An 18,210-nucleotide genomic window follows, 5' to 3' on the forward strand; every position below is an offset into this window, starting at 1 on the left:
ACGTTCGTACCGAGTTAAACCGATTGTCGAACAATTTAGCCATCCACACCGCGCCGCTCTATGTTCTGGCCTAGACTGGGTTTCGGGCGCGTAAACCGGTCAGCCGGAAAGGGCGAAAATAATCGAAACTTTTGCCGTTCGGGGCCAGTCCTCTTAATGGTAGGTGGGTTGCACTGGTGCAATCCTTGCAACCTGCACCCCAGCCATTCTGCTTCAGCGCATGGTTAGCGTTTGCTCAATTTTGCGTGGCGTGATTGCGCCTCGCGCTTGCGCCCGGCCACAGGAATCGGCCATGGACCATTGCTCGCCAGACCAGAACCAGATCAATAACACGGGAGATTCAAATGATCAGTGCGGCTTTAGATATTCAGGGAGAACGTGCTCATCAGCAGGCCGGCGAATCGAGCGCTGTGAGCATTAGCAGCAACCTCCCGGTGATTGCTCCCGGTGCACGGATGCTCACCCCGACACCGAGCCGGAATCCGAATCGCAAGAAAGTCCTGTTCGTCACCTCCGAAATTGCCGACCTGGTGAAAACCGGTGGCCTGGGCGACGTCTCCGCAGCGCTGCCCCGCGCCATGGCGCATCTGCATGATGTGCGCGTGCTGATTCCCGGCTATCCGCAAGTATTGAACAGCGAGAACCCGATCCACATCATCGGTGAGCTGGGGGGGCATGCGGCACTGCCGCCTTGCAAGATCGGGCGCATGGACATGCCTGACGGTCTGGTCATTTACGTGTTGATCTGCCCTGAGCTGTACGAGCGCGAAGGTTCACCTTATGGCGCCAACAACGGTCGCGACTGGCCGGACAACCATATTCGTTTCGCCCGCCTGGGTCTGGCCGCAGCGGACATCGCCGCTAACCTGGCGCAGATCCACTGGCGCCCGGACCTGGTGCACGCCCATGACTGGCCGGCGGGTCTGGCGCCGGCTTATATGCACTGGCGCGGCCAGCGCACTCCGACCTTGTTCACCATTCACAACCTGGCCTACCAGGGCGTGATCGGTTTGGGCTCCTGCCCGGAGCTGGGCATTCCGGCACACGCGCTGCAACAGGAAGGCATGGAGTTCTACGGCAAGATGTCGTACCTCAAGGCCGGCATGGCCTATTCGAGCCACATCACCACGGTCAGCGCGACCTACGCACAAGAAATCACCACGCCGACCTTCGGCTGCGGCCTCGACGGTTTCCTTGCCGCCAAAACCCAGCAAGGCCTGCTGAGCGGCATCCCCAACGGCATCGATGAAAGCTGGGATGCGGCGACAGATACGCATCTGTTCCGCCCGTTTCAGATTGGCGATTGGGAAGGCAAAGCAGTCAACGCGGCGCATGTTCGCGATCTGTTCGGTCTTGAAGATTCCAAAGGCCCACTGTTTGCGGTGGTTTCGCGCCTTGTTTACCAGAAAGGCCTGGACCTGACCGAAGGCGTCACTGAATACATCGTCAAATCCGGTGGCCAGATCGCGATCATCGGTCGCGGCGAACCGGAAGAAGAACAGGCCATGCGCGAACTCGCCCTGCGCTTCCCGGGCCAGGTCGGCGTGCGCATTGGTTTCAACGAAACCGACGCCCGGCGCATGTTTGCCGGCAGCGATTTTCTGCTGATGCCGTCGCGTTACGAGCCTTGCGGCTTGAGCCAGATGTACGCGCAGCGCTTCGGCTCATTGCCCGTGGCACGCAACACCGGCGGCCTGGCCGACACCATTGAAAACGGTGTGACCGGGTTCCTGTTCGATGAATCCACGGTAGATAGCTACCAGGAGGCGTTGAGCCGGGCCTTCAAGGTTTTCGCTTACCCCGATTTGCTTAATGCCATGCGCTGCCGCGCCATGGCCGCTCCCTTCAACTGGAGCAAAGCAGTAGAACCCTATGCCGAACTTTATGAGCAACTCGTCGCTAAAGCGCTCGGTAAATCGCACAGACAGTAAGAGGTTTCACCCATGCCGTTACGGACCCAAGAGACCTGGCCCCACGGCGCAATAATGCTGGACGCCGAACACACGCGTTTTGCCTTGTGGGCGCCAGATGCAGATTCTGTCAGTGTCGAACTGGAAGATGGACAATCCTTGCCACTGTTGCCTCAGGCCAACGGCTGGTTCGTGATCGAGGCGCGCTGCTGCGCCGGCACGCGTTACCGTTTCAAAATTGACAATGAGCTGGAGGTGCCCGATCCGGCCTCCCGCGCCCAGGACGGCGACATCGACCGCCACAGCATCGTGATCGACCCCCTCGCCTACTCCTGGCACCACCGCAACTGGAAGGGACGGCCATGGAACGAAGCGGTGATCTACGAGCTGCACGTCGGTGCGCTCGGTGGTTACAGCGAAGTCGAAATGCAGTTGGCGCGACTCGCGGAGTTAGGCGTGACCGCTATCGAACTGATGCCCATCGCGCAATTCCCCGGTGACCGCAACTGGGGCTATGACGGGGTCCTGCCCTACGCGCCTCAAGCCTCTTACGGCACCCCCGAGCAACTCAAACATTTGATCGACACGGCCCACGGCCATGGTCTGGCGGTGCTGCTTGACGTGGTTTACAACCATTTCGGGCCGGACGGCAATTACCTGCACCGTTACGCCAAGGGGTTCTTCAACGAAGACAAGCACACCCCCTGGGGTGCAGCGATCGATTTCCAGCGGCGCGAAGTGCGCGACTTTTTCATCGACAACGCGTTGATGTGGTTGTTGGAGTATCGCTTCGACGGCCTGCGCTTCGATGCTGTGCACGCCATCAAGAGCCCGGATTTTCTGCAAGAGCTGGCGGAACGAGTGCGTGAGCAAGTCGACCCCGCACGGCACGTCTGGCTTACCGTCGAGAATGAGCACAATCAGGCCAGCCTGTTGCAGGAAGGCTTTGACGCGCAATGGAACGACGACGGCCACAACGCCTTGCACGTCCTGCTGACCGGTGAGACAGACGCTTATTACGCTGACTACGCCGACGACACGACAGAAAAGCTCGCACGTTGCTTGAGCCAGGGTTTCGTGTTTCAGGGCCACACAAATCGCCACGGTGAAGCTCGCGGTGAACCCAGCGGGCACCTGCCCCCCAGCGCTTTTGTGCTGTTCCTGCAGAACCATGATCAGATCGGCAACCGCGCCTTTGGCGAGCGTTTGCCTCAACTGGCTCACCCGGACGCCTTGAAAGCTGCGACTGCGCTGCTGTTGCTGTCGCCGATGATCCCGCTGATGTTCATGGGCGATGAGTTCGCAGCGGCGCAACCTTTCCTGTTTTTCACCAGCCACCACGGTGAGCTGGCTGAACTGGTCCGGGAGGGACGACGCAATGAATTCTCCGCGTTCAGCGCTTTTGCCGATCCCGAAAAGCGCGAGCGGATTCCCGATCCAAACGCTCGGGAAACCTTCGAGGCATCGCGCCCTGACTTGCGTGAGCGCCCTTGCGCAACCCGGGACCTTTATCGGCAATTGCTGCAACTGCGCCGCGAACACATCGTGCCGCATCTGACCGACGCAGAGGCCCTCGGCGCCGACGTGCTGGCCAAAGGCGCGGTGTCCGCACGCTGGCGCCTGGGCAATGGCAGTGAGCTGCGAATCGACCTGAACCTCAGCGATACGGCAGTGGTCCACTCCCCACAGACCGACGCTTTGCGGATATTCGAACATCCACCGCAATCGTTCGGCCTGCTGGATCAGGGCATGCTTGCCCCGTATAGCGCGCTGGTCAGCCTCACGGCCGCAGCCCTTTTGCTACCCCCGGATGGAGAGCGCCAATGAGTGATGCGCAACTGGAAATACTCGCCAGCCAGGCTGGCTTGGCGGTCGACTGGATCGACGCCAACGGCCGCCAACAGAAAGTCGCTCCAGCTGTACTGCGAAATGTCCTGACCGGGCTTGGCCACCCTGCCAGCACGGCGCAGGAAATCGACGCCAGCCTGCTCGAATTGCAAGCCGTGCAACAGACCCGGCACCTGCCGCCGTTGCTGACCGCTGACGTCGGCGTCGGCCTTGATCTTTCACGGTACTTCGCGCCGCAGACTCCATGTGAAATCCATCTCGAAGACGGTTCACGCATTGACTTGAAACTGGACACCGAAGCGATTCTGCCGGGTTTGATCCCGGTCGGTTATCAGAACGTGCGTATCGACGATCAGGAATTTACCCTGGCCGTCGCGCCGCAGCGTTGCTACAGCGTGGGCGACGCAGTGGAAAATCCTTTGCCCCGGGCGTGGGGCCTGAGCGTGCAGCTTTACTCGCTACGGCGTGCCGGCGACGGCGGTTTCGGCGACACCCAGGCGCTGGAAAATCTCGCCCGAGTGGCCGGCGAACGCGGTGCCGATGCGCTGGCGATCAGCCCGATGCACGCGATGTTCAGCAGTGACACCCATCGCTACAGCCCGTATTCGCCCTCCAGTCGCCTGTTTCTCAACAGCCTGTACGCCGCACCCGGCGCCATTCTCGGCGAACGGGCCCTGCGCACCGCAATCGATGCGACAGGCCTTGCCGCGCAACTTCAGGAACTCGAAGCACTGCCCTTGATTGACTGGCCGGTCGCTGCGCAGGCCAAACATCGGGTGCTGCAAGCGTTGTACGAAGGCTTCGTTCAGGGCGAACACCCGCTGCATGCAGATTTCGGCAGTTTCCGTCATGCCGGCGGCGAAGCGCTGGAAAATCATTGCCGCTTTGAGGCCATTCAAGAGGCCCGCGCCGCCAAGGGCGAAAGCCTGGACTGGCGCGAGTGGCCCGAGCAATGGCAGGACCCGCGCAGCAATGCACTCGCCGAATTTGCCGAAGAGAACGCTGGACGCATCGGGTTCTTCGCGTTCTGCCAATGGCTGATTACCCGTTGCCTGGAGCGCGCGCAAACCGCCGCCCGCAGTGGCGGCATGAGTATCGGTCTGATCGCCGATCTGGCGGTGGGTGCCGACGGTGGTGGCAGCCAGGCCTGGAGTCGCCAGGACGAACTACTCGCGGCGCTGACCGTTGGCGCACCACCCGATATTCTCAATCGCAGCGGCCAGGGCTGGGGAATCTCCGCGTTCTCCCCCGAAGGTCTGGTGCGTCATGGGTTCCGGGCGTTTATCGAAATGCTGCGGGCAAACTTTGCCCACGCCGGTGGCTTGCGCATCGATCACGTCATGGGCTTGCAACGGCTGTGGGTGATTCCCAACGGTGCGCCGCCCGCCGATGGCGCGTACCTTTATTACCCGATCGACGACATGCTGCGCCTGCTCGCGCTCGAATCCCATCGTCATCAAGCGATTGTTCTGGGCGAAGACCTCGGCACCGTGCCTGAAGGTCTGCAGGAAAAGCTCATTGACCGTTCGATTCTGGGCATGCGCGTGATGTTGTTCGAGCAGGACAATACCCATTTCAAGCCAACACTCGACTGGCCGGACAACGCGCTGGCGACCACCAGCACCCATGACCTGCCGACCATCAACGGCTGGTGGCACGGTCACGACATCGACTGGAATGCCCGTTTGGGGCTGGTCGACGCGCAAGGCGAAATCGAATGGCGCCAGCATCGCGAACGCGAGCGTGAAGGCCTGCGCCGTGTGCTCGCCGAAGACCCGCAAAACTTCCGTGAAGAGTCCCATGAAACCGATCAGGTGCTCGACGCCACCATTCGTTTCCTGGGCCACACGCCCGCACCCCTGGTGTTGCTGCCGCTGGAAGATGCCTTGGGTATCGAACAGCAGGCCAATCTGCCCGGCACCACCAACGAACACCCTAACTGGTCGCGGCGCCTGCCGGGCGACAGCGAAACCTTACTGGATGACCCGGACGCCGCACGGCGTCTGGAATTGCTCGCCTGTGCGCGACTTCAAGCAGCTGAGCGTGACCGATGAATCAAGCATGTGTTAAACCACTGCGGGCAACCTTGCGCCTGCAATTTCATAAAGATTTCACCCTCGATCAAGCGGTGCCGCTAGTACCGTATTTCGCCAGCCTGGGCATCAGCCATATTTACGCTTCGCCCCTGCTCGCCGCCCGTGCAGGTTCCATGCACGGTTATGACGTGGTCGACCCGACCCAGGTCAATCCCGAGCTGGGCGGTGAGCCGGCATTGCGCCGACTGGTCGCCGCACTGCGCGAGCAGAACATGGGGCTGATCCTCGACATCGTGTCCAACCACATGGCCGTCGGCGGCGGTGATAATCCCTGGTGGCAGGATTTGCTGGAATGGGGACGCCTGAGCCCCTACGGTGAATTCTTCGACATTCAGTGGCATTCGCCCGACCCGCTAATGGAAGGCCAGTTGTTGCTGCCGTTTTTGGGCAGCGACTACGGCGTCGCCTTGCAGGACGGCACGCTGCATTTGCGCTTCGACGCGCAACGCGGCGCGTTTTATGTCGAGCATTACGATCACCACTTCCCCATCTGCCCGAAGAATTACGGCGAGTTGTTACGCGTCGATAACGAAGCGCTCAAATCCCTGGCGGAGCGTTTCAGCGCCCTGAATTTCCAAAGCGACGCTCACAGCCTGGCGACGCCGTTGAAGGATGAGCTGCGCGAACTGGCGAGCGATCCGGCGATTCTGCAACTCATCGAGCATTCCCTGAGCGCCTACGACTCGCTCAAGAGCGAAGGCTTCGAACGCCTGCACGCGTTGCTCGAACGCCAAAGCTACCGCCTCGCGAGTTGGCGCACGGCGGGCGACGACATCAACTGGCGGCGCTTTTTCGACGTCAACGAATTGGGGGGTCTGCGGGTAGAACGCCCTGCCGTGTTCGAGGCGACTCATGCGAAAATTTTCGAGCTGGTTGCCGCGGGCCTGATTGACGGGCTGCGCATCGACCACATCGATGGTCTGGCGGACCCGCGCGGTTACTGCCGCAAACTGCGCCGCCGGGTCGACAGCCTGTGCCCGGATCGGCATTTGCCGATCTACGTGGAAAAAATTCTCGGCGAAGGCGAAACCCTGCACCGCGACTGGTCGGTGGATGGCACCACCGGTTATGAATTCATGAACCAGGTGTCGCTGCTGCAACACGACCCGGCAGGCGCCGAAACTCTCGGTGAATTGTGGAGCAGCTTCAGCCAGCGCCCTGCGCACTTTCTGCAGGAAGCGCATCAGGCACGGCAACAGATACTCAATGGCTCGCTCGCCGGGGACTTTGAAAGCGTTGCACAGGCCTTGCTGCAAGTGGCCCGCGATGACCTGATGACGCGCGACTTGACCTTGGGCGCCATTCGCCGGGCGTTGCAGGAACTGATCGTGCACTTTCCGGTGTACCGCACTTACATCAGCCCTCGTGGCCGATCCGCTGAAGACGACGTGTTTTTCCAGCAAGCCATGGAGGGTGCCCGGCAAACGCTCGGGGAGGCCGACTGGCCCGTACTGGATTGTCTGGCCCGCTGGCTCGGCGGTGAACCGTGGCGCAAGCGGCCGGTGGGTCGCTCGCGCAAGATCCTCAAACACGCCTGCGTGCGCTTTCAGCAATTGACGTCGCCAGCAGCTGCGAAAGCTGTCGAAGACACGGCGTTCTATCGTTCGGCGGTGTTGCTGTCGCGCAACGATGTTGGCTTCAGCACGGAACAGTTCAGCGCGCCCATCGCGGATTTCCATGCGGCTTGCCTCAATCGCATGCAAGAGTTCCCGGACAACCTGCTGGCCACTGCGACCCACGACCACAAACGCGGCGAGGATACCCGCGCCAGGTTGGCGGTATTGAGCGAGCGCAGCGCGTGGTATGCCGAACAGGTTCCGTTGTGGCAAACCCTCGCCCGTGCGCTACGCACTGATGAGCAAATGCCCTCGACGGGTGATGAACTGTTTCTTTATCAGGCGTTGCTTGGCAGCTGGCCGCTGGACCTGCGCAGCGACGATCACGCCGCGCTTGAAGCCTACAATCAACGCGTCTGGCAGTGGCAGCAAAAAGCCCTGCGGGAAGCCAAGTTGCAAAGCAGCTGGAGCGCTCCGAACGATGCTTATGAGCAAGCCACGCAACAATTCTTGCAACGACTGTTGCTGAGCCCCGAAGGTGAGCCGCTGCGCACCGCCATCGGCAAAGCTGCAAACGCCCTCGCCGCCCCCGGCGCCCTGAACGGTTTGGCGCAAACCTTGCTGCGCATGACCGTGCCAGGCATTCCCGATTTGTACCAGGGCAACGAGTACTGGGATTTCTCGCTGGTCGATCCGGACAACCGTCGCCCAGTGGATTACGCCAGTCGGCAGCAGGCCGCGCAGGCGCCTGCACAGCTGCCGGAATTGCTCAGCCAGTGGCGGGACGGGCGAATCAAGCAAACCCTGATCCAACGCACCCTGCAACTGCGCGCCGAGCATGCCGAACTGTTCAGACACGGCAGCTATGAAGCGCTGGAAGTGGTCGGCAGCCATGCACATCGTGTGCTTGCTTTTGCGCGATCGCTGGAAGGCAAAACCGCCATCGTGATTGTGCCGGTCCGCTGTGCCCAATTGCTGAACGATTGTGGCGAGCCGCACATTGATGCGCGGCAGTGGGGCGATACTCGGGTGCAGTTACCGTTCACGGCTTGCGGCGAAAATCTGAAGGGACTTTTCAGCAGTGCCGCAGTCACAGAACACAGAGAGCTGGCCATCAGCGCAGCGCTGGGGAATTTCCCAGTCAACGTTTTTATCAAAGTTTGAGTTGAGTTCAGGAGCAATGCGATGAGTACTGACGATAAACGCGTTCGAGAATTTGCCTATCAAATCTGGGAGTCGGAAGGGAAACCAGAGGGCCAGGAAGCCCGCCATTGGGAGATGGCTCGCAAGCTGGCTGAAGCCGAAGCGCTGGCGCCGAGCAAATCGCCCAAAGCTGCCGGCAGCAAATCGGCGGGAAAAACGCCGGTGAAGAAAGCGGATAGCAACGTGATCGACGGCAAGGGCGCCGAGCCGAAAGCCAAGGCCAGGAAACCAGCAGCGGCCTCTTCAGTGGTTCCGCCTGGCGAAAAAGCAGCGGATAAAAAGCCTCGCGCTGCGCGTAAACCGCCAGCAGTCTGACGCCCTCAATACTGTGTCCTGAATGACTCGTGGCGAGCACGCTCGCCACCGAGGCTTCGCTCGTCCTCGAAAAACCCGAGCCGCGTATCACGCACCGCTATTCGAACAACGTTCGTCCCCTATTTGCAGGAGCACTTATGAACAGTCCAAAAAATGCCGTCCCAGAAGCCAAGGCCGAGCCTTCGCGAATTCGTGAAGGCTTACCGTTCCCGTTGGGCGCGACGTGGGATGGGCTGGGGGTCAACTTCGCCTTGTTTTCCGCCAACGCCACCAAAGTTGAACTGTGCATTTTCGATGATTCGTGCGAGGTCGAACTCGAGCGCATCGAGCTGCCGGAGTACACCGATGAGATCTACCACGGCTATCTGCCCGACGCGCATCCGGGGCTTATCTACGGCTATCGCGTTTACGGCCCTTATGACCCGGCGAACGGCCATCGCTTCAATCACAACAAACTGTTGATCGACCCGTACGCCAAGCAACTGGTCGGCGAACTGAAATGGTCCGAGGCGCTGTTCGGCTACACCATCGGCCATCCCGATGCTGACCTCAGCTTCGATGAGCGTGACAGCGCACCTTTTGTGCCCAAGTGCAAAGTGATCGACCCGGCGCACACCTGGGGCAACGATCAACGCGTTAGCGTGCCGTGGGACAAGACGATCATCTACGAGACTCACGTGCGCGGTATCAGCATGCGTCACCCGTCCGTCCCGGAAAACGTGCGCGGGACTTTCGCCGGCTTGATGGTCGATGACGTGCTGGAACACATCCGCAAGCTCGGGGTGTCGTCGGTGGAATTGCTGCCGATTCACGCGTTCGTCAATGACCAGCACTTGCTGCACAAGGGCATGACCAACTACTGGGGCTACAACAGCATTGCGTTCTTTGCCCCGGACCCGCGCTATCTGGCCAGCGGCAAGATAGCCGAGTTCAAGGAAATGGTTGCGCACCTGCACGAAGCCAATCTGGAAGTGATCCTCGACGTGGTCTACAACCACACAGCCGAGGGCAACGAACAGGGCCCGACTCTGTCCATGCGCGGCATCGACAACGCCTCTTACTACCGCCTGATGCCAGACGACAAGCGTTATTACATCAACGACTCCGGCACCGGCAACACGCTTGACCTGAGCCACCCGTGCGTGCTGCAAATGGTCACCGATTCGCTGCGTTACTGGGCCACGGAAATGCACGTGGACGGTTTCCGCTTCGACCTGGCGACCATCCTCGGTCGCTACCACGATGGCTTCGACGAGCGTCACAGCTTCCTCGTCGCCTGCCGCCAGGACCCGGTACTGCGTCAGGTGAAAATGATCGCCGAACCGTGGGACTGCGGCCCGGGCGGTTATCAGGTCGGCGGCTTTCCACCGGGCTGGGTCGAATGGAACGACAAGTACCGCGACACCGTACGGTCATTCTGGAAAGGCGATGAAGGCCAATTGGCCGATTTCGCCAGCCGCATGACCGCCTCTGGCGAGATGTTCAATCAGCGCGGCCGTCGTCCATATGCGTCGGTGAACTTCATCACCGCGCACGACGGTTTCACCCTCAATGACCTGGTGTCGTACAACGACAAACACAACGAAGCCAACGACGAAAACAATCAGGACGGCAGCAACAACAACCTGTCGTGGAACCATGGCGTCGAAGGTCCGACCGATGATCCGCAAATCAACGAACTGCGCCAGCGGCAGATGCGCAACTTCTTCGCCACGCTGTTGCTGTCGCAAGGCACGCCGATGCTGTTGGCCGGCGATGAGTTTGCGCGCACTCAGGATGGCAACAACAACGCCTACTGCCAGGACAGCGACATCGGCTGGGTCAACTGGGACCTCAGTGAAGATGGCAAGGCGCTGCTCAAGTTCGTCAAGCGCCTGATCAAGTTGCGTCTGGCTTACCCGATCCTGCGTCGTGGTCGCTTCTTGGTGGGCGATTACAACGAGGAACTCGGCGTCAAGGATGTCACCTGGCTGGCGCCGGATGGCAGCGAAATGTCGATCGAGCAATGGGAAGACGCACACGGCAAATGCCTGGGCATGTTGATGGATGGTCGAGCGCAGGAAACCGGGATTCGCCGCAAGGGCGCAGACGCGACCCTGTTGTTGGTGGTCAACGCGCACCACGACGTGGTCAATTTCATCCTGCCGGAAGTACCGGACGGTGGTCACTGGACTTGCATGATCGACACCAATCAACCGTCGATTCGCGGCCAGGAACGCTTCGAGATCGGTCACGAGTATTCGGTCACGGGTCGTTCGCTGCTGCTGTTCGAATTGCAGCATGACGAAGATGAGTGACATGGACCTCGGGACGCTCCTTCTGCGACGGTAACCGGAATCACCCTGGCGCCGACGCGTCAGGGTGCTTCTTCATATCGGCTGATGGCGGTGTCGGACGAAGCACGCTGAACTGCTCGCCCTCGTGTTAGTCGCATGCATAGGCAAGCCTGATTCAGAGGAGTAAATGTGACCAGCGATTCCAAGCCGCAAGCCATCGAACCCGTAGCATTGGACGCGCGACCGGCGATTCATCGACTCAGGGTGCTGACGGTCAACACCCATAAAGGCTTCACCGCGTTCAACCGGCGCTTCATCCTCCCGGAATTGCGCGAAGCGGTGCGCAGTACTTCGGCGGATCTGGTGTTTCTGCAGGAAGTGGTCGGCGAACATGAGCGTCATTCCAACCGCTTCAACGATTGGCCGCAAACGTCGCAGTACGAATTCCTCGCCGACAGCATGTGGAGCGACTTCGCGTACGGCCGCAATGCCGTCTACCCGGACGGTCACCACGGCAACGCGTTGCTGTCCAAATACCCCATTCGCGAATACCGCAACCTTGACGTTTCCATCACCGGGCCGGAACGTCGTGGGCTCCTGCATTGCGTTCTGGACGTGCCGGGACATGCCGAAGTCCATGCGATCTGCGTGCACTTGAGCCTGTTGGAAAGCCATCGCCAATTACAACTTCAGCTGTTGTGCCAACTGCTTGAATCGCTGCCCGACGACGCCCCGGCAATCATCGCCGGCGATTTCAACGACTGGCAACTGCAAGGCAATGCCGCCCTCGCCCGCAAGGATTACTTGCATGAAGCCTTCGAGCGCCACCACGGTCGTCCGGCTAAAACGTATCCGGCACGCTTCCCCTTATTGCGCCTTGACCGGATTTATTTGCGCAACGCAAGCAGCCACGACCCTCGAATATTGGGCAATAAGCCATGGACTCATTTGTCGGATCACCTGCCGCTGGCAGTGGAAGTGCATCTTTAATCGGAGTTCAAACGACCGGCGATCCTGGCACACGGTTTACAGCGGCAACACCGTGACCCTCGATCAGGTCGACAAGATCAGCAGCAGTCGCAAATCATCGACCGTGGAAGTGGGTCTGGGACTGGTGGCCAGAGTGACGCCCGCCGTGAGCCTGTACCTCAGCGCCGATTACAGCAGCGATGTCGATGACAACGATTTGAACGGTCTCATCGGCAGCCTCGGGGTGAGAATGCGCTGGTGAAACAACGGCGTCAGCACCTCGCCGGACGGTCATGCCGGTGCATCGGCACGCATGACCGCCCCGCGAGCGCCGCTGGACGTTAACCCTGCGGCCGGAGCATCAACACCGCCAGCGGCGGCAGATTAAGCACCAGCGACTCCGGTTGACCGTGGCTCGGTTCCGCCTCGGTAAACGCCCCACCGCCGTTACCGTAGTTCGACCCGGCGTACTTCTCCGAATCACTGTTGATCAGCTCGGTCCAGCGTCCGGCGAACGGCACGCCGATGCGATAGGCCTCACGCGGCATCGGCGTGAAGTTGGCCACAACCAGCACCGGTCGCCCGTCTTCGCTCCAACGCAACCAGGCGTAAACGCTGTTGATCGCATCGTCGCCAATCAGCCACTGGAAACCCGCCGGTTTGTGGTCCTGATCGTGCAGGGCCGGCTCTTCGCGGTACAGCTGATTCAAGTCGCCGACCAGTTTCTGCACGCCCTGGTGTTCCGGGTATTGCAGCAGGTACCAGTCAAGCTGCTGGTCGTGATTCCACTCGCGCCACTGGCCAAACTCGCAGCCCATGAACAGCAGCTTCTTGCCCGGATGCCCCCACATGAAACTCAGGTAGGCGCGCAGGTTGGCGAATTTCTGCCAGCGGTCGCCGGGCATCTTGTCGATCAGCGAGTGCTTGCCGTGCACCACTTCATCGTGGGAAATCGGCAGGATGAAGCGCTCGGACCACGCATACATCAGGCCAAAACTCAGCTCGTTGTGGTGATGCGCACGGTACACCGGATCCTGTTGAATGTAATGCAGCGAATCGTGCATCCAGCCCATGTTCCATTTGTAATCGAACCCTAACCCACCCTGTTGAGTCGGTTGGCTGACCCCTGGCCATGCGGTGGATTCTTCGGCGATTACCAGCGCGCCCGGCGCTTCGAGGTTGACCACGTCGTTGAGATGACGCAGGAAGTCGATGGCTTCGAGGTTTTCGCGACCGCCGTGACGGTTCGGTACCCACTCGCCAGCCTTGCGCGAGTAGTCGCGATAGAGCATCGAGGCCACTGCATCGACCCGCAGGCCATCGATGTGGAAATGCTTGAGCCAGTGCAATCCCGAAGCGAGCATGTAGCCATGCACTTCGGTGCGACCGAGGTTATAGATCAGCGTGTCCCAATCCTGATGGAAACCTTCCTGCGGGTTGCCGTATTCGTACAGGGCAGTGCCGTCGAACTGGGCCATGCCGTGGGTGTCGGTCGGGAAATGCGCCGGAACCCAGTCAAGAATCACACCGATGTCGGCCTGGTGGCAGGCGTTGACGAACGCAGCAAAATCATCCGGCGAGCCGTAACGGGCGCTCGGGGCGAACTGCGAAAGCAATTGATAACCCCACGAACCGCCAAACGGATGTTCCATGATCGGCATCAGTTCGATGTGGGTGAAGCCCAGTTCCTTGACGTACGGAATCAGTCGCTCGCCCAACTCGTGCCAGGTGTACTGGCGGGCCACCTCGCCAAGATCGTCGATTTCACACTGCCAGGACCCGGCATGCAACTCGTAGATCGACAGCGGCGCACTCGCCTTCTGGCGCTCGAGGCGCGCCTCCATCCAGCCGTGGTCTTGCCATTCGATGCTGAGCGGTGAAGCGACTTTCGAGGCCGTGTCCGGAGGCAGCGTGGTCGCCAGTGCCATCGGGTCAGCCTTCAGCGGCAGAATGCCGTGGGCACCGAGGATTTCGTATTTGTAGGTTTCCCCCGCCTGCAGACGCGGGATGAACAGTTCCCAGACCCCGGTCGGGTGCCGCAAACGCATTGGATGACGACGGCCGTCCCAGTTGTTGAAGTGGCCGACCACCGAGACACGTTTGGCGTTTGGCGCCCATACGGCAAAACGCACGCCGTCCACCCCGTCGATGGTCATCAACTGCGCACCAAGGCAACTGCTCAAATCGCGGTGATTGCCTTCGGCAAACAGGTACAAATCCATTTCGCCAAGCAACGGGCCAAAACTGTAAGGGTCTTCAGAAAGCTGTTCACCGCCGGCCCAGCGCGTGCGCAGTTGATAGCCTTGTGCACGGTCGAAATGCCCGACGAACAGCCCCGGCGTTTGCGTGGCTTGCAGATTGCCGAGCTCTTCACCGGTGTCCTTGGCCACCACCTGCACGCTCAACGCGTCCGGCAGATACGCACGAATGAATTGCCCACCGGCGTTATCGCCATGGGGGCCGAGAATCGAGAAAGGGTCATGGTGCTCAGCGCGGACCAATGCGTCGATGTCTCGCGCATTGGGCATCAGCGCCTCTTGAGCGTGACCCTGTTCCTTGTTCGAGAAACTCATGACTATTCTCCACCAAGTTCGGAAAAGGGTTTAAGCCCATTTAATAATCCATACAAACCATGCAGCGGCACGGGCAACCAGGTCGGGCGATTTTCTGCTTCGTACGCCACTTCATAGGCGGCCTTCTCCAGACCGAACAACGCCAGCGCAGCGTCCTCGCCTTCCGGATCTTGCCATGCATGACCAAGACTAGCTGCCGCCAGCCGATAAGCGTCGACAAAGGCCTGTTTTGCTTCCACCAGATAACGATCGGACACACGCTGGCGGGCATCCTGTGCTTCATCGGTGTTGTCGACGTTGTGCACGTTGATCGCCATGGCCGCGGCGTAATCAAAAGAACGCAGCACACCGCTGACGTCTTTGTACGGGCTGTGCTTGCCGCGACGTTCCGACAATGGGCGCGCCGGTTCGCCTTCGAAATCGATCAGGTAAGCGTCGCCCTTGATCACCAGCACCTGACCCAAATGCAGATCGCCGTGGACGCGAATGCGCAGGCCGCCGATGGCTTTTTTCCCCAGCTCCTGCACATGCGCCAGGATGGCTTGCCTGTTGTCGAGCAGCCGCGTGACGGTAGCCTGATCGGCCGGGTTCAGCTCGTGCTGATGCTCGTTGAGCAACTTCAAGGCGCGCTCCACCTGAGCCGCGACATCCTTGGCCGAAGCGAGTGCGTCTTTCTCGTTGGTCACCTGCGGGGCGAAATCCGCGTCATCGGTCGGTGCGGCCAGCACCTGGTGCATTTCGCCCAGACGCTGGCCGAGCATGCCGGCGAAATCGCGCAACTCACCCAGCGCGTTGTAATGCTGTTCCTGCTCGGACATGGCGTCTGCCAGTTCGTCGCGCAGCGCTCGCTCGAGGTTGTTCTGCGTCCATTCCCACGCGTCGCCCTGATTGCTCAGATAACCTTGGGCGATCATCAACAGATTGTCTTCGCCTTCGGCATCGCGACGCACCACCGAACCCAGCAACGGCGAAATGTTGCTGAAGCCGGCATTGGTCAGGTACGCGCTCATTTCCAGTTCCGGGTGCACACCCGACGCCACCTTGCGGATCAGTTTGAGCACCAGACTGCTGCCGATCACCACCGAACTGTTGGACTGCTCTGCCGACAGATAGCGCACTTCCGATTCGCCGGTCAGGCCCAGTTTGGCCAGTTCCGCGGTCGGCTCAAAACGAATTTCGCCGCCATCCGAAGGCAACACCGTATTGTCCTGCATCCCTTGCAGCACGGCGCGAATGAAGTTCTCAAGGCTGAACGCGTCGGTGATCAAGCCAACCTGAGGCCCGCGTCTGACTCGCGACAGCGCCAGTTGTTGCGGCAACGCCGGGCCGACCTGATCGTCAGCCATAAAGCCGAACGGCAATTGATAGCGACTGGTCTGGCCGCCGCTGGTGACTTCGATTTCACTGAGCAGCACCGGGTGCCGGGCATCGCCGAAGCGCACGCCGTAGGCGAGGTTGACCTTCTCGATGGTCGCGTCCTTGCCGGCAAACCAGCGGCGATTTTGCAGCCAGTTCGGCAGGATGGTCTGCTCCAGCGTGTCACGGGACGGCGCTTCGAGCAGTTCCTCCATGCGTTTTTTCAACACCAGTGTGGTGAAGTCCGGCAGGCTATGCGCCGGTTCTACGTGCCAAGTGGGCATTTGATTCTCCGCAGCGAGTCCAAACCAATAAAAGCCGTAAGGCGCCAGGGTCAAGAGAAAATTCAGTTGGCCAATCGGCGGGAATGCATTGCCGCCGAGCATTTCCACCGGAACCATGCCGACGTAGGCCGACAGGTCCAGTTCCGCCGCTTGGGCGCTGCGCGACACGTTGGCCACGCACAGAATGATTTCGTGTCTGCCATCCGCGCCGGTGTACTCGCGGGTGTACGCCAGAATCCGCCGATTGCTCGGCGAGAGCATTTTGATCGTGCCGCGCCCGAATGCCTTTGACTGTTTGCGCACGGCGAGCATGCGTCGCGTCCAGTTGAGCATCGAATGCGGATCGCCGGACTGGGTCTCGACGTTCACCGACAGGTAGCCGTATTGCGGATCCATGATCGGCGGCAGCACCAGGCTCGCCGGGTCGGCGCGAGAGAAGCCGCCGTTGCGATCGATCGACCATTGCATCGGCGTGCGCACGCCGTCGCGGTCACCGAGATAGATGTTGTCGCCCATGCCGATTTCGTCGCCGTAATACAGCGTCGGCGTGCCCGGCATCGACAACAACAGCGAATTGAGCAATTCGACCCGGCGACGATCACGCTCCATCAACGGCGCCAGACGCCGGCGAATACCCAGGTTGATCCGCGCCCGACGGTCGGCCGCATAGTAATTCCACAGGTAGTCACGCTCTTTATCGGTGACCATTTCCAGCGTCAGTTCATCGTGGTTGCGCAGGAAAATCGCCCACTGACAGTTGGCTGGGATTTCCGGGGTCTGGCGCAGAATATCGGTGATCGGAAAACGGTCTTCCTGAGCCAGCGCCATGTACATGCGCGGCATCAACGGGAAGTGGAACGCCATGTGGCATTCATCGCCATCAAGGCCCTGTTCGTCCGTACTGCCAAAATACAGCTGCGTGTCCTCAGGCCATTGATTGGCCTCGGCGAGCAGCATGCGGTCCGGATAATTGGCATCGATCTCGGCGCGGATCTGCTTGAGGACGTCGTGGGTCTCGGGCAGGTTTTCGTTATTGGTGCCGTCGCGCTCGATCAGATACGGGATGGCGTCCAGGCGCAGGCCGTCGATGCCCATGTCGAGCCAGTAGCGCATGACCGACAGCACCGCTTTCATCACCTGCGGATTGTCGAAGTTCAGGTCCGGCTGATGGGAGTAGAAACGGTGCCAGAAGTATTGTTCGGCGACCGGGTCCCAGGTCCAGTTGGATTTTTCGGTGTCGAGAAAGATGATGCGCGTGCCGTCGTACTTGTGATCGTCATCGGACCAGACGTAAAAGTCCCGCGCCGCCGAACCTTTCTTGGCCTTGCGTGCGCGCTGAAACCAGGCGTGTTGATCCGAGGTGTGGTTGATGACCAGCTCGGTGATCACCCGCAAACCACGGTTGTGCGCCTCGGCGATAAAACGCTTGGCATCGGCCATGGTCCCGTAGTCAGGATGTACGCCACGGTATTCGGCGATGTCATAGCCATCGTCGCGGCGTGGCGAGGGATAGAACGGCAGAAGCCAGATGGTATTGACGCCGAGATCGGCGATGTAATCGAGTTTGGCGATCAGGCCGGGAAAGTCACCGATGCCATCGTTGTTGGAGTCGAAAAAAGATTTGACGTGTACTTGATAGATCACCGCGTCCTTGTACCAGAGCGGGTCCTTGATAAAGGTAGCTCCATTGGATTTCTTTGCCATTTGAAACTCCTGTTGAATTCGAAAAAACAGCTGAGCCCGTCACCCGCTTCTTACGCAATGGTTAACCTGGGGGAGCGAGCTTGCTCGCGATGGCGGCGTCACATTCAGCACATGTATCGC

Annotated in this window: 9 protein-coding genes and 1 pseudogene; 8 read left to right on the forward strand and 2 right to left on the reverse strand. The window is 60.2% G+C overall.

The window, feature by feature from the left end; all coding sequences use genetic code 11:
• Window positions 1-344 precede the first annotated feature (344 nt).
• The 8 genes and pseudogenes from glgA to ACYZT1_RS13980 all read left to right on the forward strand — a co-directional run.
• Window positions 345-1,931, forward strand: a complete 1,587-nt coding sequence (gene glgA, locus ACYZT1_RS13945; protein WP_462015304.1) for a glycogen synthase GlgA — start codon at window positions 345-347, stop codon at window positions 1,929-1,931.
• Between the two features lie 12 nt (window positions 1,932-1,943).
• Entirely contained in the window at window positions 1,944-3,737 is a 1,794-nt protein-coding gene (gene treZ / locus ACYZT1_RS13950) for a malto-oligosyltrehalose trehalohydrolase (RefSeq protein WP_462015305.1), read from the forward strand.
• Complete coding sequence (malQ, locus tag ACYZT1_RS13955; protein ID WP_462015306.1) at window positions 3,734-5,812, forward strand: 4-alpha-glucanotransferase; 2,079 nt, start codon at window positions 3,734-3,736, stop codon at window positions 5,810-5,812. Before treZ ends, malQ begins: the two co-directional genes overlap by 4 nt.
• The gene (locus ACYZT1_RS13960; protein WP_462015307.1) at window positions 5,809-8,574 is read left to right on the forward strand and encodes a malto-oligosyltrehalose synthase; all 2,766 of its coding nucleotides are present in this window, start codon (window positions 5,809-5,811) and stop codon (window positions 8,572-8,574) included. Before malQ ends, ACYZT1_RS13960 begins: the two co-directional genes overlap by 4 nt.
• 21 nt (window positions 8,575-8,595) lie before the next feature.
• Window positions 8,596-8,928 carry a DUF2934 domain-containing protein gene (locus ACYZT1_RS13965; protein ID WP_462015308.1) on the forward strand — a complete coding sequence of 111 codons (333 nt, stop codon included), beginning with the start codon at window positions 8,596-8,598 and terminating at the stop codon, window positions 8,926-8,928.
• Window positions 8,929-9,065: 137 nt separating this feature from the next.
• Entirely contained in the window at window positions 9,066-11,225 is a 2,160-nt protein-coding gene (glgX, locus tag ACYZT1_RS13970; protein ID WP_462015309.1) for a glycogen debranching protein GlgX, read from the forward strand.
• Window positions 11,226-11,393: 168 nt separating this feature from the next.
• Window positions 11,394-12,194, forward strand: a complete 801-nt coding sequence (locus tag ACYZT1_RS13975; protein ID WP_462015310.1) for an endonuclease/exonuclease/phosphatase family protein — start codon at window positions 11,394-11,396, stop codon at window positions 12,192-12,194.
• A gap of 25 nt (window positions 12,195-12,219) precedes the next feature.
• Window positions 12,220-12,435 (forward strand): annotated as a pseudogene (locus tag ACYZT1_RS13980) (autotransporter outer membrane beta-barrel domain-containing protein); the annotation flags it as partial.
• A 79-nt stretch (window positions 12,436-12,514) separates the two neighbouring features.
• On the opposite strand, the gene glgB reads toward ACYZT1_RS13980, so the two are convergent.
• Together glgB and treS are read right to left on the reverse strand one after the other, a co-directional pair.
• A complete protein-coding gene (gene glgB / locus ACYZT1_RS13985; protein ID WP_462015311.1) occupies window positions 12,515-14,746 on the reverse strand; it encodes a 1,4-alpha-glucan branching protein GlgB in 2,232 nt (743 codons plus the stop codon).
• A gap of 2 nt (window positions 14,747-14,748) precedes the next feature.
• The gene (gene treS, locus ACYZT1_RS13990; RefSeq protein ID WP_462015312.1) at window positions 14,749-18,090 is read right to left on the reverse strand and encodes a maltose alpha-D-glucosyltransferase; all 3,342 of its coding nucleotides are present in this window, start codon (window positions 18,088-18,090) and stop codon (window positions 14,749-14,751) included.
• Window positions 18,091-18,210: the final 120 nt, after the last annotated feature.

Source organism: Pseudomonas sp. PB3P13 (genome assembly GCF_054897735.1).

Bases quoted from the DNA above. Each gene is read 5' to 3' on its own strand.
- ACYZT1_RS13965 (WP_462015308.1), top strand. From the start codon at position 8,596: ATGAGTACTGACGATAAACGCGTTCGAGAATTTGCCTATCAAATCTGG.
- treZ (WP_462015305.1), top strand. From the start codon at position 1,944: ATGCCGTTACGGACCCAAGAGACCTGGCCCCACGGCGCAATAATGCTG.
- treS (WP_462015312.1), bottom strand. From the start codon at position 18,090: ATGGCAAAGAAATCCAATGGAGCTACCTTTATCAAGGACCCGCTCTGG.
- glgA (WP_462015304.1), top strand. From the start codon at position 345: ATGATCAGTGCGGCTTTAGATATTCAGGGAGAACGTGCTCATCAGCAG.
- glgB (WP_462015311.1), bottom strand. From the start codon at position 14,746: ATGAGTTTCTCGAACAAGGAACAGGGTCACGCTCAAGAGGCGCTGATG.
- glgX (WP_462015309.1), top strand. From the start codon at position 9,066: ATGAACAGTCCAAAAAATGCCGTCCCAGAAGCCAAGGCCGAGCCTTCG.
- malQ (WP_462015306.1), top strand. From the start codon at position 3,734: ATGAGTGATGCGCAACTGGAAATACTCGCCAGCCAGGCTGGCTTGGCG.
- ACYZT1_RS13960 (WP_462015307.1), top strand. From the start codon at position 5,809: ATGAATCAAGCATGTGTTAAACCACTGCGGGCAACCTTGCGCCTGCAA.